Origin of the sequence: Saccharopolyspora antibiotica (genome assembly GCF_047200635.1) — a bacterium.
Lineage (GTDB): Bacteria > Actinomycetota > Actinomycetes > Mycobacteriales > Pseudonocardiaceae > Saccharopolyspora_C.
In genome coordinates this window covers 50,812-69,580 of the sequence record NZ_JBJZOI010000008.1, presented here as the reverse complement: position 1 = coordinate 69,580, position 18,769 = coordinate 50,812, and the positions used below count along the sequence as shown (strand labels likewise).

The following is an 18,769-nucleotide window of genomic DNA, read 5'->3' as shown; positions in this document are numbered from 1 at the left end:
GGGGTGGGCCGGGCGGTGGCGGAAGATCACGCGGAGGGCAGCACCTGGGTCTTCAGGCCCGCGCCCGAGCGGAACTCCTCGAGCGCCGCCGCGTAGTCCTCGAGACCGGCGGTGTTCGTGATGAGCGAGTCGGGGTCGATCGCCCCGGCGACCAGCAGGTCCCGCGCCCGGTCGAAGCTGTTGTGCACGGCCATCGAGCCGACGATCGTGATCTCCTCGTTGTAGACCTTGAACGGGGAGAAGTTCGCGCTCGCCTTCGCGTCCGCGACGCCGAACTGCAGGAACGTGCCCGCCTTGCGGACCCGGCCCAGCCCGTCCTCGATGGCGGCGATGACGCCGGTGGCGTCCACCACGAGGTCCCAGCCGTCGCTGTCGAGGGCCGAGGCGTCGGTGGCCACCGCGTGCACGCCCATCGCCTCGGCGACCGCGAGCCGGTCCTGCCGCCGGTCCACGACCGACAGCGAGTTCACCCCGGCCCGCTTGAGCAGCTGCGCCAGCAGCAGCCCCATCGTGCCCGCCCCGTAGATCAGCACGTCATCGGTGAGGTCGTGCGGCGCCTTGTCCAGGCCGTGCACGGCGCAGGACAGCGGCTCGATCAGCGCCGCCGCGGTCGGCGCGGTGCCCGCGGGAACCGGGTAGCACTTCTTGGCCTGCACCCGCACGTACTCGGCGGCGCCACCGGGCGAGCTGATGCCGATCGCCTGCCACGGCTCGCACAGGTTTCCCTTGCCCTTGCGGCAGTACCGGCACTCGCCGCAGGGCAGCGACGGGTCGACCGCCACGACGTCGCCCTCGGAGAGCCGGGTGACCTCGGAGCCCACCGCGACCACGCGACCGGCCAGCTCGTGACCGGGGACGATCGGGTAGTTCACCACGGGGATCTCCCCGTCCACCAGGTGCAGGTCGGTCCCGCAGAGACCGACGGCGTCCACCGCCACCACCACATCGTTGGGTCCCGGAGTCGGATCGGGCACCGTGGTCACGGTGATCTGACCGGGACCTTCGACGACGACCGCACGCATGCCGGCCATCCCTTCTTCTCGCCTCACCCCGGGGTGGACGCGCTGCGCACCCACCCACTCATTGCAAGCCGCCGCGGTTCTGGAACTCGTGACGGCACGCGAGGTGGACACCCCGATCGCCCGCTCCGCGCGGTCGAAGGGGTGCCCACCTCGACGGTTCTGCGCTCACCCCGGCGCGGGGCCGGGGTGAGCGGGTTCGATCACTTCAGGGCGCCCATGGACAGCCCGCGCACCAGCTGGCGCTGCGCGATCCAGCCGACGATGACCACCGGCAGCACCGCGAGCGTGGCGGCCGCCGACAGCCTGGCCCAGTACAGGCCCTCGCTCGTGATGAAGCCGACCAGGAAGACCGGCACGGTCGGTGCGTTGATCGCGGTCAGGTTCACCGCGAAGAAGAACTCGTTCCAGGCGAAGATCGCGCAGATCAGCGCCGTGGCGGCGATGCCGGGGGCCACCATCGGCAGCAGCACCCTGGTGAGCTCGGTGCGCAGCCCGGCACCGTCCACCTTCGCCGCCTCCAGGACCTCGGAGGGCACCTCCTGGAAGAACGAGCGCATCATCCACACCGCGATGGGCAGGTTCATGCCGGTGTAGAGCAGCACCAGCGCCCAGACGTTGTCCAGCAGGTGCAGGTTCTGCGCCGCCACGAAGATCGGCACGATCGCCGCGACGATCGGCAGCATCTTGGTGGAGATGAAGAAGAACAGCGCGTCCTTGGTGCCCTTCACCGGCCGGATGGACAGCGCGTAAGCCGCGGGCACGGCCAGCACCACCACCAGCAGGCACGAGATCACCGTGGCGATCAGCGAGTTCAGCAGGTACGGCCCGAGACCCCCGTCGAAGACCAGCGCGTACTGGTCCAACGTCGGGGTGAAGAGGAACTTCGGGTCGTCGGTGTAGGCGTCCGCCTCCTGCTTGAAGGAGGTCAGGACCATCCAGAACACCGGGAACACGAAGAGGATCCCCAACGCCCAGGCAATGATCGTCAGTGCGGTCCCTCCCGCCGTGCGGCGCTTCATTCCGAAACCTCCTTGCCGGAAATGGCGGTGAAGATCGCGCGCAACGCGAAGGTGGCCACGATGATGGTCAGGATCACGACCACGACACCGAGCGCGGCCGCCTGGCCGACGTCGAAGCCCTGGAAGACCCGTTGGTAGAGGTAGTACGGCAGGTTGGTGGTGGCGATGCCGGGACCGCCCTGCGTCATCATGAAGATCTCGTCGAAGGTGTTCACGATGTAGATCGAGCCGAGCAGCCCGGCCAGCTGGATGTAGCGGCGCAGGAACGGCAGCGTCATGAAGCGGAACGTCTGCCAGTGGGTCGCGCCGTCCATCTTGGCGGCCTCCAGCACGTCGCGCGGCTGGCTCTGCAGACCGGCGAGCACGATCAGCATCATGAACGGCGTCCAGCGCCACACCAGCGCGGCCAGCACCGAGACCATCGGGTACTCACCGACCCAGTCGATGCCGCCGAGCCCGATCGGGCCGAGCACCGCGTCCACCAGACCGTAGGTCGGGTTGAGCATGCTCGTCTTCCACAGCAGCGCCGAGGCCACCGGCATGATCAGGAACGGGGTGATGAGCATGGTGCGCACCACGCCGCGTCCGAAGAACGGCCGGTCGAGCAGCAGGGCCAGCCCGATGCCGAGCGCCAGCGAGACCAGCACGCAGCCCACGGTGATGATCACCGTGTTCAGGGCCGCGGTGTAGAACTCCGCGTCGGTGAAGACGTCGACGTAGTTCGACAGCCCGATGAATCCCCAGGAACCGGGGTTGAGCAGGTTCCAGGAGTGCAACGAGTAGAAGATCGTCGCCAGGAACGGGGCCTGCGTGATGATGATCGTGAAGATCAGCGCGGGCAGCAACGGTCCCCTGCGGGACCACTTCTCCTTGCGGCTCAGGGTGGCGCCCTTGGCCGCGGTCATCTCCGCAGTGGTCACCGGTAGTTCTCCCCTACGCTCTCGGCGTAGCGCTGCGCCTGCTCCAGCGCTTCGTCCGCGGACTTGCTCCCGGCGATGGCGGCCGACATCTGCTGGCTCACCCGGGTGCCGAGGTCGACGAATTCGGGAATGCGCACGAACTGCAGACCCTCGTAGGGCGTGGGCTGCGAGCTCGGCTTGGTCTGGTCGACCCGGCTGATGCCCTGCAGCGTCTGCTGCCCGAAGGCCGCGGCGGCCTTCTTGTACTCCGGCATCTCGTAGGTCGACTGGCGGCTGCCGGGAGGCAGGTTCTTCCAGCCGAGCCGCTCACCGACGGTGCGCAGGTAGTCCTTGGAGGTCGACCACGCGATGAAGTCGAAGGCCTCGTCGGGCATCTCGGTGGTCTGCGGGACCGCGAGCGCCCAGGTGTAGAGCCAGCTCGCCGGCTTGCCGCTGGGCCCGGTGGGGGCCTTCGCGTAGCCGATCTTGCCGGAGACGGTGCTCTCCTTCGGGTCCTCCAGCGTGCCCGCCGAGGACGTCGAGTCGAACATCATCGCGGCGTTGCCCTGGCCGAACTCCGTGAGGCACTCCGTGAAGCCGCTGCTGGAGGCACCGGGCTCGCCGTAGTCGCGCACCAGGTCGACGTAGAAGTTCACCGCCTCGCGCACCTCGGGCGAGGTGAGCTGCGCGTTCCACTGCGGGTCGAACCAGCGCCCGCCGAACGAGTTGATCATGGTGTTGAGCGGGGCCATCACCTCGCCCCAGCCGGGCAGGCCGCGCAGGCAGATCCCGGCGCGCCCGCCGGGTCCGCCGTCCAGCTTGGCCGCCATCTCCGCGACCTGCTGCCAGGTCGGGTTCTCCGGCATGGTGATCCCGGCCTGCTGGAACAGGTCCTTGCGGTAGTTCAGCAGCGCCGTCTCGCCGTAGAAGGGGGCGGCGTACATGTGCCCCTCGTACGACAGCGAGTCCTTGATGGACGGGATGAAGTCGTTCTTGTCGTAACCCGGAGTCGCGTCCATCCGCGGGTCCAGGTCGTGCAGCCATCCGTTGGCCGCCCAGATCGGGGTCTCGTAGTTGCTCACCATCACCACGTCGAACTGGCCGCTACCGGTGGCCACCGACTGAGTGATCTTGTCCCGCGCCTGGTTCTCCGGCAGCGAGATGAACCGCACCCGCACGTCGGGGTGCTGCGCCTCGAACTCCCCGACCAGCTCCTGCATGTCCTCCATCTGCGGATTCGACACCACCGCCACCCGCAGCACCCGGCGTCCATCACCGGACCCGATCGCCCCCGCTCCCGCGCAACTCGCGGTGAGCAGCACCGCCGCCATCATGGCGACCAGCGACCACCATTTCCTGCCGAAGTTCATCGGCAACCCCTTCTTCCGTTGCTCACGCTCGCACCACCCGCGGGCCGATCGCCTCGATGTCCTCGGCGATGCCCTGGTCCAGCCCGGCGTCGGTGACCAGCACGTCGATCTCGGAGAGATCGCCGTACCGGTGCAGCGACACCGGACCGATCTTGCTGTGGTCCGCGAGCAGGACCCGTCGTCGCGCCCCGCGCAACATCAGTGTTTTGATCTCCGCAGAGTTCTGGTCCGGAGTGGTCAGCCCCCGGTGCAGGGAGATCCCGTCGGTGCCGAGGAACGCGACATCCGCGAAGACCTCGCGCCACCGCTGGGCCGCCCAGGCACCGACGCCGCCGTTGGTGGTCACGCGCACCCGTCCTCCAGGGGTGAGCACGGACAGGTTGGGTCTGGCCGCCAAGGAGACGGCGATGCTCAAGCTGTCCGTGATCACGGTCAGGGGGCGGTCGGCCGGCAGCAGTTCGGCGAACCGGGCACAGGTGGTGCCGGACTCGATGAGGACGGCCCCCTCGGCGGGAAGTTCTCCGAGCGCGGCCCGCGCGATGCGGGTCTTCTCCGCGACCATCACGTGCTCCCGCGCGGAGAGCTGCGGATCGAAGCTCCACCGCTCCACCGGGATGGCACCCCCGTGCACGCGGTGCAGGAGTCCGTGCTCTTCGAGCACGGTCAGGTCCCGTCTGATCGTCTCCGGGGTCACTTGGAGCTCCCCCGCGAGTCCGGTCACATCGACGCGGCCCTCCTGCCTCGCACGCTCGACGATGAGCTGCTGGCGTTCACGCGCGTACACCCAGTCGGCCTCCGGTCTCGGACCACAACTGCGCTGCCCGATTCCTGTCCGAATCGGTCCGCTTTCATCTGACCGGGTTTGTTTATCCTGTGGTTGCAGTCACCGTCAAGGGTGCGCAGACCACGATATGACCAGGTTCAACGCCGTCCACAGCGGACCGGCTCCGGAGGGTGACCAAGGCGGCACGGACAGAAGCAAAACGACTCGGAAACGGCCCCGCGTGCCGCCATCCGGCCCATCCCGGGCGGCGAACGGCAGCAGCGCCGACCGGGGGCGGGCCGAGGTCCCATTCGCGCAACGATCGCCGCGCGGTCCCCGATGCGCGAACCGGCCGGGGTGGTCGCACCACCCCGGCCGGCCGGATCGGACCTCGGATCAGCTGCGCAGCATCTCCGCGACCAGGAACGCCAGCTCCAGCGACTGCTGGGTGTTCAACCGCGGATCGCAGGCCGTCTCGTAGCGGCCGGCGAGGTCGGTGTCGGAGATGTCCTGGGCCCCGCCGAGGCACTCGGTGACGTCCTCACCGGTGAGCTCGATGTGGATGCCACCCGGGTGGGTGCCGAGCCGGTGGTGCACCTCGAAGAAGCCCTGCACCTCGTCCACGACCCGGTCGAAGTGACGGGTCTTGTACCCGGTGCTGGACTCGTGGGTGTTGCCGTGCATCGGGTCGCACTGCCAGACCACCTGGTGCCCGGCGGCGGTGACCGCCTCCACGATGGCAGGCAACACCTCGCGCACCTTGCCGTTGCCCATCCGGCTGATCAGCGTGAGCCGACCCGCCTCGCGGTTCGGGTCCAGCCGCTGCACGTACTCCAGGGCCTGCTCCGGCGTGGTGCTCGGCCCGATCTTCAACCCGACCGGGTTGGAGATCAGCTCCGCGAACGCGACGTGCGCGTGGTCGAGCTGGCGGGTGCGGTCCCCGATCCACAGGAAGTGCCCGGAGAGGTCGTAGAGCCGCGCCTGGTCCCGCGAGGTGTCCAACCGAAGCATGGCCCGCTCGTAGTCCAGGACCAGCGCCTCGTGGCTCGCGAAGAGGTCGACCGCGTGCAGGCTGGAGTCGTCCACCCCGCAGGCCGCCATGAAGCGCAGCCCCCGGTCGATCTCCGCCGCCACCGACTCGTAGCGCTCCCCGGCGGGGGAGTTCAGCACGAAGTCCTTGTTCCAGTCGTGGACCTTGGTCAGCGCCGCCATGCCGCCGCTGGTCATCGCGCGGGACAGGTTCATCGCGGCACCGGCGTTGGCGTAGGCGCGGATGAGGCGGGACGGGTCGTGCCTGCGGGCGTCCTCCGAGGCGACCAGCGAGTTGACCATGTCACCCCGGTAGCTGGGCAGGCCCAGCGCGTCCGTGGAGCTGGAACGCGGCTTGGCGTACTGGCCGGCCAGCCTGCCGACCTTGACCACCGGCATGCTGGCGCCGTAGGTGAGCACGACGGCCATCTGCAGCAGGGTGCGGATGTTGCCGCGGATGTGCGGCTCGGTGTTGTCCGCGAAGGTCTCCGCGCAGTCACCGCCTTGCAGCAGGAACGCCTCGCCGCGCGCGACGGCGGCGAGCTGGTCGCGCAGCCGGTCCACTTCGGCCGGCACGGTCACCGGGGGCACGCTCTCCAGCACCTTGCGGACCTTGGAGACCTGTTCCTCGGGCCACTCGGGCTGCTGGGCGGCGGGCAGCTTCAGCGCCTCGTCGAGGCGGGCGCGCATCTCTGGGGGCAGCGGAGGAAGTTCCGGCAGCTCATCAACCGGAACATCGACGGTCCAATTCACAATTCCCAGGATAAGCCGTCCTGGCCTGTGGATTTCACGTGGTCGAGACGGAGCGCACGTGGCGTGGCCGCTGGACGAATCGATTCACCCGACCGGTTGCCACCGGGACGGGCGAGCCGGGCCGCGCGCGGCACCCCCACCAGGCGAGGCACCGCCGCCGCGGAAACGCGGACGCCGCCCGTCCCGGGCGAGCCGGGAGGGCGGCGTCGACGAACGGCTCACGCCCGGCCGGGCCGGACGGCTCACCGCCCGCGCGGTCCAGCGGTGCGTCTCCGAGCGCTGGCCGGCGGAGCCGCCGCGCGGGGAACGGGCCGCGCGGATCGGTCAGCCGAACAGCACCTCGGCCTCGGCGTAGCGGGAGAGCGGGACGGTCTTGAGCTTCGCGGTGGCGTCGCTGAGCGGGACCCGCACGATGTCGGTGCCGCGCAGGGCGACCATCTTCCCGAAGGCCCCGTCGCTCACCGCGTCGACCGCGTGCAGCCCGAAGCGGGTGGCGAGCACCCGGTCGTAGGCCGTGGGGGTGCCACCGCGCTGGGTGTGGCCGAGGACCACGGCGCGGGACTCCTCGCCGGTGCGCCGGGACAGCTCGTCGGCCAGCCAGGTGCCGACACCGCCGAGCCGGACGTGGCCGAACGCGTCGGTCTCCCCGGTCTGCAGCACCTCCTCGCCGTCCTCCGGCACGGCGCCCTCCGCGACGACGATGATCGGCGCGTACTGCCGCTCGAAGCGCTGCTGGACCCACTCGCAGACCTGGTCGACCCGGAACGGCTTCTCCGGCCCGAGGATCACGTTCGCGCCACCGGCGAGACCGGAGTGCAGGGCGATCCACCCGGCGTGGCGGCCCATCACCTCGACCACCAGCGCGCGGTGGTGCGACTCGGCGGTGGTGCGCAACCGGTCGATGGCCTCCGTGGCGATGTGCACGGCGGTGTCGAAGCCGAAGGTGTAGTCGGTGGCGTCGAGGTCGTTGTCGATCGTCTTCGGCACGCCCACCACCGGCACGCCGTCGTGGGTGAGCCGCTCGGCGACGCCCAGGGTGTCCTCACCGCCGATGGCGATCAGCGCGTCCACGCCCTGCTCGGCCAGCGTCCGCTTGATCCGCTCGACGCCGTCCTGCTCCTGGTACGGGTTGGTCCGCGAGGAGCCGAGGATCGTGCCGCCGCGGGCGAGCACGTCCTCCACCGCGTCCAGGCCGAGCGGCGTGGTGAGGCCTTCCAGCGGCCCCCGCCAACCGCTGCGGAACCCGACGATCTCGTGTCCGTGCACCGCGATCCCCTTGCGGGTCACCGCGCGCAGCACCGCGTTCAACCCGGGGCAGTCACCGCCACCGGTCAGCACCCCGATACGCGTTCCAGCCGGCATCGTCGCCGCCTCCCTTGATCCGCTTCCACCGTGATCTGGATCTCTCCGGGGAGCCTGTCACGACCTGTATCGGTGCAGCAAGTACTCCGACCGGGGGACGAACCGGACGTGCACCGGGCGGGGCGGGCGGCACCGCCGCTCGGCGGCAGCAGCTCAGAGCGGGAAGCCGCGCTTGCGCTGGACCTCCTCGATGACCTTCCACCGGGTGAGGTTGTGCCGGGCATCGGCGAGCGCGTCGTGCGCGTTCACCGGGGCGGAGGGCAGCCGCGGCTTGCCGACGTCCTCCCAGCGCTGCCGCAGGTCGCGGGTGAACTTCGGGATCTTCGCGGGCATCGCGGGCATCGCCCCCCACAGCTGGGCCAGCGCCACGTGGTCGTAGGAGGCCAGCCAGGCCCACAGCTCGATGGAGTCATCCCGTGCGGTCAGGAACTCGTAGAGGTCGTCCCGGATCCGGCTGCGGGAGCGCCACGCCCGGTCGGCGGGCGGCGGCAGCTGGGGCAGCACGTTGCGGCGCACCCACTGCCCCGCGCGGGACTCGTCGAACTCGGTGGACACGGCGTAGAACTCGCGCCCGGTCTCGTCCACCACCCCGATCGACACCAGGTCGATGGTCCGACCGTCCTCGATGAACTCACAGTCGTAGAAGAACCGCACCGCCCCAGCCTAAGGAGACGGTCCGCGCTCTCGATGCGGCCCCGGGCGCGGCGGCGCGGAGAGCGGTGTGGCAGGGGCCCGCGGGCCGTCAGCCCGCCTGGGAGCGCGGCAGGCGGTCCGCGGTGCCCGAATCCGGACCGTCCTGGACGGACCAGCCCGCGACGTGCTTGCCCTGGGCGGCCAGGTCGTCCTTGGCCTTCGCCGCGTAGATGTCGACGTACTCCTGGCCGGAGAGCTCCATCAGCGCGTACATGATCTCGTCGGTGATCGAGCGCTCCACGAAGCGGTCGCCCGCGAGCCCTTCGTAGCGCGAGAAGTCCAGCGGGGCGCCGACCTTCACCTTGACCCGGTGCGGATACCACATCTTCGAACCGATGGGGTTGACCTTGTCGGTGCCGAACATCGCGATCGGGATCACCGGCACGTCGGCCTCCAGCGCCATCCGCGCCACGCCGGTCTTGCCCTTGTAGAGGCGGCCGTCCGGGGACCGGGTGCCCTCCGGGTAGACGCCGAGCAGCTTGCCCTCGCGCAGCAGCCGCACGCCGGTGTCCAGCGCGGCCTGCGCGGCGGCGCCGCTGGAGCGGTCGATCGGCACCTGGCCGACGCCGGAGAAGAAGTACTTCTGGAGCCTGCCCTTGAGCCCGGTCCCGGTGAAGTACTCGCGCTTGGCCAGGAACGTCACCCGTCGCGGCATCATCAGCGGCATGAAGAAGGAGTCGGCGACGGCCATGTGGTTGCTCACCAGGATCGCGGGCCCGGACTCCGGCACGTGCTCGATGCCTTCGACCCGTGGACGGCAGAACAGCTTCATGAGCGGGCCGAGCAAAATGTGCTTCATCACCCAGTACAGCACGCGCCGCTGCCTCCCTGAACACCCGGAATGCCTCGTTCAAGGTTACGGAGCCCCGTCTGCGCGCACAATGCGGCCCCGGCCGAGCGCGATCAGGCGCCGGGAGATCGCCCCGCGGAAGGCTCCCGCGTGCGACGATGGGGCGGACGCGGTGGAGCGATGCGGTAGGGAGGATGCGGTGCCCGTTCTTCCCGGCGCCGAACCGTTCGTGCACGAAGGTTCCGAGGACATCGGTGTGCTGCTGTGCCACGGGTTCACCGGAACCCCGCAGAGCATGCGGGCCTGGGGCGAGCACCTCGCCGCGGAGGGGATCACCGTCCGCTGCCCGCGCCTGCCCGGCCACGGCACGCACTGGCGCGATCTCAACCGCACCCGCTGGACGGATTGGTACGCGGCGGCCGAGCGGGAGCTCGCGCAGCTCGCCGGCTGCCGGTCGATCTTCGTCTTCGGGCAGTCGATGGGCGGCGCGCTCACCCTGCGGCTGGCCCAGGAGCACCCCGCGCTGTCCGGCATCGTCCTGGTGAACCCCTCGGTGATGACGAAGCGGGCCGGCTCCGCCCTGCTGCCCGCGCTGTCCCGGGTGCTGCCCTCGATCCGCGGCGTCGCCGGGGACATCCGCAAGCCCGGCGTCGTCGAGGTCGGCTACGACCGGACCCCGCTGCGCGCCGCCGCGAGCCTGCGCGAGCTGTGGCGGGTGGTGCGCGGGGACCTGCACCGGGTGCGGCAGCCGGTGCTCCTGCTGCGCTCGGCCACCGACCACGTCGTCGAGCCGGAGAACGCCGTGATCGTGCTGGAAGGCATCCGAAGCGGCGATGTCGCCGAGGTCGTGCTGCGGGACAGCTACCACGTGGCGACCCTCGACCACGACGCTTCGTCGGTGTTCGCCGGTAGCGTCGAATTCGTCCGCAGGATCCACCGCGAGCGCGTCGAGGAACCAGCATGAGCACCCGTCACGAGAACGCCGACGGACCGGAGGACATCGACGCCGCCTTCGCCGAGATCGTCGCCGGCCTGGAGCGAGACGAGCCGATGGCGCGCTGGCCGGAGGAGGCAGCGCGTCCCGACCCGGAACCGCCGCGCGAGACCGGGCCCGAGGCGGCCCGGCCCGGTTCGGTCCGACCTGATCCCGGCCCGTCCGATGCCGCGCGCCCCGGCCCGGCGCCGCGCGACTGGACGCCGCCCGCCGACGCCCCGGACGAGGGCCACTACGAGCCGCCCGAACCCCCGCCGATGCCCCGGCCGGGCTTGGCGACCGTAGGGGGGATCCTGCTGGTCTCGCTGGGGATGACGCTGCTGCTGGTGCCCGGGCTGCTCGGCCTCGGCGCCACCGCCGCGCTGCCGGTCGGGCTGGTCGCGGTGAGCGCGGGCATCGGCTGGCTCCTGTTCCGGATGCGCCGCACTCCTCCCGAGGACCCCACCGACGACGGCGCCCAGCTCTGAGGAGCCGGTCCGGCGGGCGCTCGGCGTCGGGCGGTGCGGTTCACCGGAGGCGCGCTCCGGTGGCGATGTGCTCCCGGGCGAGGGTGGCCGCGCCGACGATGCCCGCTTCGTCGCCGTGGCGGGCGAGGCGCACCTGGGCGAGCGGTCGGTGCCCCGAGCCGGTGATCGCCTCCGCGTAGCGGCGGCGGGCCGCGGGCAGGAAGAGGTGCGCGGAACCGGACACGCCCCCGGCGAGCACCACGACGTCCGGGTCGTAGACGTCGGCGACCAGCGCGAGCCCCTCGCCGAGCCAGGTCGCGAGCTCCCCGACCGCGCGCGCCGCCACCGGGTCACCGCCCTCCGCGGCCTGCGCGACCCGCTCCCCGGTGATCTCGCCCGGGTCCTTCGCCGCCTCGGCGGCCAGCGGGGACGAGCCGTCCGCGGCGAACAGCTCCAGCGCCGTGGCGGCCAGGGCGGTGCCGCTGCAGTAGCGCTCCCAGCAGCCGCGCTTGCCGCACGGGCAGGCCCGCCCGCCGGGCACCAGCCGCAGGTGGCCGAGTTCGGGGGCGATGCCGTGCGCACCGCGGTAGACCGCACCGTCGAGCACCAGCGCACCGCCGATGCCGGTGCCGATCGCGACGAGCGCGGCGACCTTCGCGCCCGCGGCCGCGCCGAAGCGCTGCTCGGCGATCGCGGCCGCGTTGGCGTCGTGCTCCAGGACGACCGGCAGGCCCACGCGGGAGGCGATGTCGTCGGCGACCGCGGCCTGCCGCCAGGGCAGGTGCGGGGCGAACCGCACCACCCGCCGGTCCTCGCTCACGAACCCGGCCACGGCCAGGCCGACGCCGGCGACCGGGTAGCGGTCGGCGAGGCAGCGCACCGCGTCCGCGATCGCCGAGTCCAGCTCCGGCCCGGTGCCCGCCGAAGGCACCCGCAGGGTTTCGAGCACGGTGCCGCGCGGGTCGACGACGCTGGCTCGCAGGCTGGTGCCGCCGACGTCGACCCCGACCGTCAGCACCCGGGCTCCCCGCTCGCGGCGGCACGGCCCCGCACCCGGCGCACGTCGATGCGCTGCACCTTCGACTCGGCGGCGGGCTCGCCGGGCCGCTCGGCCGCCGGGCCGGGCGGGGCGCGGTGCTCGGCGAGGGAGTCCCGCAGCAGCTCGACGAGCCCGGCGAGCTGTTCGATCAGACGAGAGCTCAGCTCGGGCCGCTCGCCGCGCAGCAGGGCCGCGATCGCGCAGACCGGGCACCAGCCGCAGGAAGCACCGGGCCGCCGCTCGTCCTCGGGCGCGGCGTGCTGGGCGTGCTCCGCTCCCCCGGCGCCGCGCAGGTACTCCTCGGCGCGCCAGGCAGCGGCGTCCAGCAGCAGCCGGAACTCCTCGACGACCCGGTCCCGCCCTTCGGCCGCCTCCGGTTCGGGACGATCACCAGGCATCTGCACCTCCACTGGTCGGGGGCCTCATCGCATCCACTGCCCCGGGTCGGGCCGGAAGGTGACCACCAGGCCGTCGTCGGCGGCCACGGCGCCGGTGACGGCGCAGCGGCGCAGCACGGCGGGCAGCGCGAGCAGCCTGCGCCTGCCGTCCACGGTGATCGCGAGCTCGTCGCCGATCCGGACCAGGTCCACCTCGGCGTCCTCGTGCAGCGGCACGGCCAGCCGCAACGTGTACTCGGCGTCCAGCGAGCGCCCGCCGCCGCCGAGCTCCAGCTCGGGCGCGCTGCCCGCGCCCGCGAGCGGGTCCTGCTCGCCGTAGAGCTCCGCGCCCAGCTCCAGCAGCGCGGCGCCCACCGGTTCGGACGCCCGGTGCAGCACGGTGCGCATCGGCAGCTCGGTCGCCTCCCGCACCCCGGCCAGCACCGCCTCCTGCTCGCGGCGGCGGGTGCGCAACCAGTGCGCCGCCTCGCCGCGCGCCGGGCCGGGATGCGGCACCAGCCGGTTCGCGATCAAGCCGTCGACCCGGACCTGCTGCAGCGCCAGCGCGGTGAGGGTGCGCCGCGTCTCGGCCGCGACCACCGCCTCCGGGGTGAGCACCAACCGGACCGCCGTGTTCTCGGACAGCAGCATCCGCCGCAGCCCCAGCAGCCGGTCGGCCAGCCGTCCGAGCGCGTCGGCCACCGCGTCCCAGCGCTCCACGTTCTCGCTGCCGGCCACTCCGGCGAGCAGGCCGCGGACCACGCGCCGGTGCGCGGGGAACAGCCGGTCCAGGTAACCGGACAGCGATTCGGGCAGCGCGAGCAGCCGCAGCGTCTCGGCGGTGGGACCGCAGTCGACGACCACCGTGTCCCACAGCCCGGTCTCGGCCAGGCGCCGCACCTCGGAGAGCGCGAGCAGGTCCTCCACCCCGGGCAGATGGGTGAGCTCCTCGGCGTCGAGCTCGCTGACGCCCGCGCCGAGCAGCACGGTGCGCAGGTGCTCGCGCAGCTCGTTCCAGGTCTGGTCGAGCAGCCCGCGGGTCTGCACCTCGGCCGCGTGCAGCCGAACCGGTCCGTCGGAGCCGCCGAGCAGCTCGACCTCGCGGGGTTCGCCGGTCAGCGCGGCACGGACGGCGTCGCCGAGGGAGTGCGCCGGATCGGTGGAGACCGCTAGCACCTTCTGCCCGCGTTCGGCGAGCCGGGCGGAGGTCGCGGCGGCGAGGGTCGTCTTGCCGACGCCGCCCTTTCCGGTGAACAACAGGATGCGCACGGGCGTCTCTGGGATCGGGTCGGGGCCGCACGGGGGCGTGGGCCGGGTTCGCCGGAGCGGCGTCCCGCTCCCTTGTTACTGGATCTTCCTCGGCACCGCATCGCGCGCGGGCCCGGACGACCCGCCGGAGTGGTCGGAGCCACCCGGCGCGGGGGTTCAGGACCCGGCTTCGACCCGGCGCTTGAGCTCCTTGAGCGCCGTGTTCATGATCATCTTTTCGGCCTTGCGCTTGAACATGCCGATCATCGGGATCGCCAGGTCCACCGCCAGGCTGTAGGTGACCTCGGTGTCCTCACCCCGGGGGCTGAGCCGGTAGCTGCCCTGCTGCGCCTTCTGCACCTGACCCTCGGAGAGGGTCCAGCTCACCGACAGCCCGTCCTCGGCCCACTCGTAGACGTTGACGTAGGTGTCCTTGACCACGCCGGCGTCGAGCACGAATCGGACCTTCTCGGCCTGGCCGGACCCGGTGGTCGAGAGCACCTCGGTCTCCTTGACCGCCTCCGCCCACTGCGGATAGCTGGCGAAGTCCGAGATCACCGCCATGATCTCGGCCGGAGCCGCCTGGATCACGATGGACTGAGTGGACTGATCGACCATGCGCGCAGATTACAGGGCGGCACCGGCGCCGGGCGCGACCGGCGGGGTCACCAGCGCAGCACGTAGGGCCGCTCGGTGCGCTGGAAGTGCCCGACGTTCACGCACTCCGTGCGCCCGATCCGGACCCGGGCCGAGAGCGGCTGGTGCACGTGGCCGAACAGCGACCAGCGCGGCTCGTCGCGGCGGATGCGCTCCAGCAGCGAGGTGGAGCCGTGCTCGGACCGCCGGGCGATCACGTCGTAGACCAGCTCGGGGACCGCGGGCGGCAGGTGGGTGCACAGCACGTCCACCGGGTCCAGCGCGGCCACCGCCGCGTCGTACTCCGGCTGCGGCCGCAAGTAGGGCACCCAGGCGGCGTCCCGGCGCAGCACCCCGCCCGGCGAGAGCACGGTGCCGCCGACGAAGCCGAACCGCAGCCCGCCGAGCTCCACCGTCTCGCCCTCGACGAAGCGCACGCCCGCGCGGGCGAACTCCGGCCACAGCCCCGGTTCGTCCACGTTGCCCGCGATCGCGTAGGTCGGGGCGGTCATCGCGGCGAACAGCTCGGCGTACTGCTCGCGCACGGCGTCGCGCACCACGCGCTTCGGGTCGTCCAGGGAGGCCCACAGCGAGCGGACGTAGGCTCCGATCTCCGCCCCGCGGTGGCCGCGGCGGAGCTCGGCGAAGTGCGCGACCTTCTCGGCGCCGAAGACGGCGCCGAGGATGCCGCGGCCGTGCTCGTGGTAGTCGACGAAATCGATCAGGTCGCCGAGCACGAGCAGCGCGTCGGCCCCGTCCCCCGCCCGCTTCAGGGCCTCGGCGTTGCCATGGACATCGGACACCACGTGCACGCGCACGATCCACTCCTCACCACAGGTCCATCTGGCGGACACCGGTTTCGGCCGCATTTCGAGAGGGCGCGGAACGCCCGCGGCGATTCCGGCGGCGCTGCCGGGAGGGCCATTCCGGCGACATCGGCCGGGGACCCCGCTCCACCCTGCCATGATCCTCGCCACCGGCGGAAACGACTCCGCCGGGCACCGGTGCGTCGGCACCCCCGGCGTGGCAGGCTGCGGACGACGCGGTAGAAAACGAGTCATGCAAGTTCCGTAATCATGGAATCGGGACTACCGCTGGGTAACTATCAGCGTTAGGTTGTGCGCACATTTCGCGTTCCATCGGAGGTTTCAAGGTGCGAGAGTTCAGCGTCCCTGCCACGGAGTCGGTGGCCGAAGACGAGAACCTCACCGACATGGTGTGGGCCAACGCGGAACGCTTCGGCGGGACGGTGAGCTTCCGGCGCCGCGTGGACGGCACCTGGATCGACGTCACCGCCGCCGACTTCGCCGCGCAGGTCCTCGCGATCGCCAAGGGGCTCATCGCCGCCGGGCTCCGGCACGGCGACCGGGTCGGGCTGATGTCGCGGACGCGCTACGAGTGGACCCTGCTGGACTTCGCGATCTGGTCCGCGGGCTGCGCGACGGTCCCCGTGTACGAGACCTCCTCCGCCGACCAGGCCGAGTGGATCCTCAGCGACTCCGGCGCCCGCGCCGTCTTCGTCGAGACCGCGCAGCACCGCGCCGAGATCGACGGCGTCGCCGGCCGGCTCTCCGACCTCGAGCACGTCTGGCAGATCGAGAGCCCCGGCGAGGGCGGCGCGGCGGCCGTGGACGAGCTCACCGCGCTCGGCGCCGGCATCGACGACGAGACCGCTCACCAGCGCCGCCGGGAGGTGCGGGCCGACGAGCTCGCCACCCTGATCTACACCTCGGGCACCACCGGGCGCCCCAAGGGCTGCGAGCTCAGCCACCGCAACCTGCTGGCCGAGGTGCGCGGCGACCAGAACGCGTTCCCGCGGCTGCTGCGGCAGGGCAACTCGATGCTCATGTTCCTGCCGATGGCGCACGTGCTCGCGCGCGCGATCGCGACCGCCTGCGTCTACACCCGCACCACCCTCGGGCACACCGGGGACGTCAAGGACCTGGTCCGCGACCTCGGCTCGTTCCGCCCGACGCTGATCCTGGCCGTGCCGCGGGTGTTCGAGAAGGTCTACAACACCGCGAAGCAGAAGGCGCACGGCGAGGGCAAGGGACGGATCTTCGACCTCGCCGAGGACACCGCGGTCGCGCACAGCCAGGCGCTCGACTCGGGCGGCGCCGGGATCGCCCTGCGCGCCAAGCACTTCGTGTTCGACAAGCTGGTCTACGGCAAGCTGCGCGCCGCCCTCGGCGGGCGCTGCCTGGGCGCGGTCTCCGGCGGTGCTCCGCTCGGCGACCGGCTGGCGCACTTCTACCGGGGGGTGGGCGTGCCGGTGCTGGAGGGCTACGGCCTCACCGAGACCACCGCCGCCGCCACCGTCAACGTCGAGGGCGGCACCAAGATCGGCACGGTCGGCCGCCCGATCGCGGGCACCAGCGTGCGCATCGCCGAGGACGGGGAGGTGCTGATCAAGGGCGACGTGGTGTTCCGGCGGTACTGGAACAACGAGACGGCCACCGCGGAGTCGCTGGAGGAGGACTGGTTCCACACCGGCGACCTCGGCTCCCTCGACGACGACGGCTTCCTGCGGATCACCGGGCGCAAGAAGGAGATCATCGTCACGGCGGGCGGCAAGAACGTGGCCCCGGCCGTGCTGGAGGACCACCTGCGAGCGCACCCGCTGATCAGCCAGTGCATGGTCGTCGGGGACAAGAAGCCGTTCATCGGCGCGCTGATCACCCTGGACCCCGAGTTCCTGCCCACCTGGCTGAAGAACCACGGCCGCCCGGCGGACTCCCCGCTGGCCGGCCTGGTCGACGATCCCGAGGTGCACGCCGAGGTGCAGTCCGCGATCGACGAGGCCAACAAGGCCGTCTCCCGGGCCGAGGCGATCAAGAAGTTCCGCATCCTGCCGGAGGACTTCACCGAGGCGACCGGCGAGATGACGCCGAGCATGAAGCTCAAGCGCAACAAGGTCGCCGAGAACCACGCCCAGGCCATCGAGGCGATCTACGGCTGAGCCCCTGGTGGTCCCCGGGCCCGCCGCGTCCGGGGCCCGCCGGGTCAGCCGAAGCGGGCGAGGAGCTCCGCCCGCCAGGAGCGCAGGAGATCGGCGGTGGAGAAGCCCGCCAGCTCGCGGAGCGCGGGCTCCACCTCCGCCGGGGTGCCCGCGCCTGCGATGCGCCGGTACAGCTCGACCACCCGCCGCTCCCCCACCCGCCGGGCCAGGTGCTCCACCAGCGACCAGGACTGCTGGTAGGCGAGGTCGAGACCGCCACCGGAGACGTGGAAGTCCTCGTCGCCGGGCGGCCCCTCCGGCGGCGCCCCGACCCGCACCCTGCGGGCCAGGTCCGGGGCGATCCGCTCGGGGGGCAGCCCGCTCGCGCGGTAGCCGACGTAGTCCGCGAAGCCCTCCAGCAACCACATCGGCGCTCCGTCGGCGGTGTCGGCCCGCGCGGCCACGTGCGCCATCTCGTGCCGCAGCACCACCCGCAGCGAGGTGTCCGACAGGCGCTCGGCGGTCTCGGTGTTGAACACGACCCGGGGCCCGGCCACCCGGCGCGCGCCGGTGTCGACCTCGTCGGCGACGGCGACCGCGGCGATGCCCTCGACCGCGAACTCCGCACCCACCATCGCCCGCAGCTCCTGCCTCGACTGCGGCAGCAGCACCCCGACCTGGCGCCGCCAGTCCGGTCCCCACACGTCGGTCACGGCGGCCACGGCCGAGGGCAGCTCCCGGGCCAGCCGCTCGGCGAGGTCCTCCCCGCCGTCGTGCGCGATGATCACGCCCTGCGGGGTGACGACCACCCGGCACCGCGCGAAGTCCCACGGCCCGCGCCAGGACTCGCCGCGCTCCCGCCCGTCACCGCTGAGCAGCCAGCGCCCGTCGCGGAGGGCGAAGGTGAACCCCACCGGCCGCTCGGTCGGCACCTCGTCGACCCCGGCCAGCGCGTAGCGCAGCACCACGTCCGGCGTGCTCGCGCGCGCGGCACCGGCCGAATCGAGCACGTCGTAGTCCCACTCCGCGAGCGGGACCCCGGCGAGGTTGTCGAACAGCGCGCGCTGCCGCCGCCGGAAGTCCCCGGGCGCCGCGGGGTCGAGCGTCGCCTCGAACGCCGCCTCATCGCGCGCCAGCAGCGCTCGGGAGCGCTCCCGCAGCACCGACTCCCACTGCTGCCGCGCCGGAGCCGCTGCGGCGCTCTGGAGGGCCGGAACGGCGGTCGGCGGCGCCTGCGCGGGCAGCGGGACGAACACGCCCGCCACCAGCGCCGCCGCGGCCGCGACCGCCGCGGGCCACCCCCTCGAACCCCCAGGCACGAGCCGGATCGTAGGTCGGGCGGCAGGCGGCGGCCCGTCGCGCGGAGGTGCCCGTCACCCACACGCGGTCAG

18 protein-coding genes are annotated in these 18,769 nt (G+C 72.1%); 3 read left to right on the top strand and 15 right to left on the bottom strand.

What is annotated here, in order from left to right:
* Window positions 1-26: 26 nt before the first annotated feature.
* The 9 genes from ACL03H_RS08245 to ACL03H_RS08205 form a co-directional block, all read right to left on the bottom strand.
* Entirely contained in the window at window positions 27-1,022 is a 996-nt protein-coding gene (locus ACL03H_RS08245; protein WP_412810659.1) for a zinc-dependent alcohol dehydrogenase family protein, read from the bottom strand.
* A 200-nt stretch (window positions 1,023-1,222) separates the two neighbouring features.
* A complete protein-coding gene (locus ACL03H_RS08240) occupies window positions 1,223-2,041 on the bottom strand; it encodes a carbohydrate ABC transporter permease (RefSeq protein WP_412810518.1) in 819 nt (272 codons plus the stop codon).
* Entirely contained in the window at window positions 2,038-2,946 is a 909-nt protein-coding gene (locus ACL03H_RS08235; RefSeq protein WP_412810658.1) for a carbohydrate ABC transporter permease, read from the bottom strand. Before ACL03H_RS08235 ends, ACL03H_RS08240 begins: the two co-directional genes overlap by 4 nt.
* Before the next feature lie 11 nt (window positions 2,947-2,957).
* On the bottom strand, window positions 2,958-4,310 hold the full coding sequence (locus tag ACL03H_RS08230; RefSeq protein WP_412810517.1) for an ABC transporter substrate-binding protein: 1,353 nt from the start codon (window positions 4,308-4,310) through the stop codon (window positions 2,958-2,960).
* 22 nt (window positions 4,311-4,332) lie between these two features.
* Complete coding sequence (locus ACL03H_RS08225) at window positions 4,333-5,094, bottom strand: DeoR/GlpR family DNA-binding transcription regulator (RefSeq protein WP_412810516.1); 762 nt, start codon at window positions 5,092-5,094, stop codon at window positions 4,333-4,335.
* Window positions 5,095-5,469: 375 nt separating this feature from the next.
* Window positions 5,470-6,855: a class II 3-deoxy-7-phosphoheptulonate synthase gene (locus tag ACL03H_RS08220; RefSeq protein WP_412810515.1), complete on the bottom strand. Its 1,386-nt coding sequence runs from the start codon at window positions 6,853-6,855 to the stop codon at window positions 5,470-5,472.
* A gap of 324 nt (window positions 6,856-7,179) precedes the next feature.
* Window positions 7,180-8,217 carry a 6-phosphofructokinase gene (locus ACL03H_RS08215; protein ID WP_412810514.1) on the bottom strand — a complete coding sequence of 346 codons (1,038 nt, stop codon included), beginning with the start codon at window positions 8,215-8,217 and terminating at the stop codon, window positions 7,180-7,182.
* A 153-nt stretch (window positions 8,218-8,370) separates the two neighbouring features.
* Window positions 8,371-8,871: a polyadenylate-specific 3'-exoribonuclease AS gene (locus tag ACL03H_RS08210; RefSeq protein WP_412810513.1), complete on the bottom strand. Its 501-nt coding sequence runs from the start codon at window positions 8,869-8,871 to the stop codon at window positions 8,371-8,373.
* 88 nt (window positions 8,872-8,959) lie between these two features.
* Window positions 8,960-9,724 (bottom strand): lysophospholipid acyltransferase family protein, encoded by a 765-nt coding sequence (locus ACL03H_RS08205; protein ID WP_412810512.1) that lies wholly within the window; start codon window positions 9,722-9,724, stop codon window positions 8,960-8,962.
* Between the two features lie 175 nt (window positions 9,725-9,899).
* Between ACL03H_RS08205 and ACL03H_RS08200 the strand changes: the two genes are divergently transcribed.
* Both ACL03H_RS08200 and ACL03H_RS08195 read left to right on the top strand, forming a co-directional pair.
* On the top strand, window positions 9,900-10,664 hold the full coding sequence (locus ACL03H_RS08200) for an alpha/beta hydrolase (RefSeq protein ID WP_412810511.1): 765 nt from the start codon (window positions 9,900-9,902) through the stop codon (window positions 10,662-10,664).
* Window positions 10,661-11,161, top strand: coding sequence for a DUF308 domain-containing protein (locus ACL03H_RS08195; protein WP_412810510.1), 501 nt, complete (start codon window positions 10,661-10,663; stop codon window positions 11,159-11,161). The genes ACL03H_RS08200 and ACL03H_RS08195 overlap by 4 nt, the downstream gene beginning before the upstream one ends.
* Window positions 11,162-11,201: 40 nt before the next feature.
* On the opposite strand, the gene ACL03H_RS08190 is transcribed toward ACL03H_RS08195, so the two are convergent.
* From ACL03H_RS08190 to ACL03H_RS08170, 5 genes are all read right to left on the bottom strand, one after another.
* Window positions 11,202-12,158 carry an ROK family protein gene (locus tag ACL03H_RS08190; RefSeq protein WP_412810509.1) on the bottom strand — a complete coding sequence of 319 codons (957 nt, stop codon included), beginning with the start codon at window positions 12,156-12,158 and terminating at the stop codon, window positions 11,202-11,204.
* Window positions 12,152-12,577 carry a hypothetical protein gene (locus ACL03H_RS08185; RefSeq protein WP_412810508.1) on the bottom strand — a complete coding sequence of 142 codons (426 nt, stop codon included), beginning with the start codon at window positions 12,575-12,577 and terminating at the stop codon, window positions 12,152-12,154. Before ACL03H_RS08185 ends, ACL03H_RS08190 begins: the two co-directional genes overlap by 7 nt.
* A gap of 24 nt (window positions 12,578-12,601) precedes the next feature.
* Complete coding sequence (locus ACL03H_RS08180; RefSeq protein WP_412810507.1) at window positions 12,602-13,825, bottom strand: ArsA family ATPase; 1,224 nt, start codon at window positions 13,823-13,825, stop codon at window positions 12,602-12,604.
* A 156-nt stretch (window positions 13,826-13,981) separates the two neighbouring features.
* Window positions 13,982-14,422, bottom strand: coding sequence for an SRPBCC family protein (locus tag ACL03H_RS08175; RefSeq protein WP_412810506.1), 441 nt, complete (start codon window positions 14,420-14,422; stop codon window positions 13,982-13,984).
* A 47-nt stretch (window positions 14,423-14,469) separates the two neighbouring features.
* Window positions 14,470-15,258 (bottom strand): metallophosphoesterase family protein, encoded by a 789-nt coding sequence (locus ACL03H_RS08170; protein ID WP_412810505.1) that lies wholly within the window; start codon window positions 15,256-15,258, stop codon window positions 14,470-14,472.
* A 335-nt stretch (window positions 15,259-15,593) separates the two neighbouring features.
* On the opposite strand from ACL03H_RS08170, the gene ACL03H_RS08165 reads away from it, so the two are divergent.
* Window positions 15,594-17,399, top strand: a complete 1,806-nt coding sequence (locus ACL03H_RS08165) for an AMP-dependent synthetase/ligase (protein WP_412810504.1) — start codon at window positions 15,594-15,596, stop codon at window positions 17,397-17,399.
* 44 nt (window positions 17,400-17,443) lie between these two features.
* On the opposite strand, the gene ACL03H_RS08160 is transcribed toward ACL03H_RS08165, so the two are convergent.
* Entirely contained in the window at window positions 17,444-18,697 is a 1,254-nt protein-coding gene (locus ACL03H_RS08160; protein ID WP_412810503.1) for a basic secretory protein-like protein, read from the bottom strand.
* Between the last annotated feature and the right edge of the window lie 72 nt (window positions 18,698-18,769).

Coding starts and splice junctions, on each gene's coding strand:
- ACL03H_RS08245 (WP_412810659.1), bottom strand. CDS start 1,022: ATGCGTGCGGTCGTCGTCGAAGGTCCCGGTCAGATCACCGTGACCACG.
- ACL03H_RS08240 (WP_412810518.1), bottom strand. CDS start 2,041: ATGAAGCGCCGCACGGCGGGAGGGACCGCACTGACGATCATTGCCTGG.
- ACL03H_RS08235 (WP_412810658.1), bottom strand. CDS start 2,946: ATGACCGCGGCCAAGGGCGCCACCCTGAGCCGCAAGGAGAAGTGGTCC.
- ACL03H_RS08230 (WP_412810517.1), bottom strand. CDS start 4,310: ATGAACTTCGGCAGGAAATGGTGGTCGCTGGTCGCCATGATGGCGGCG.
- ACL03H_RS08215 (WP_412810514.1), bottom strand. CDS start 8,217: ATGCCGGCTGGAACGCGTATCGGGGTGCTGACCGGTGGCGGTGACTGC.
- ACL03H_RS08195 (WP_412810510.1), top strand. CDS start 10,661: ATGAGCACCCGTCACGAGAACGCCGACGGACCGGAGGACATCGACGCC.
- ACL03H_RS08185 (WP_412810508.1), bottom strand. CDS start 12,577: ATGCCTGGTGATCGTCCCGAACCGGAGGCGGCCGAAGGGCGGGACCGG.
- ACL03H_RS08175 (WP_412810506.1), bottom strand. CDS start 14,422: ATGGTCGATCAGTCCACTCAGTCCATCGTGATCCAGGCGGCTCCGGCC.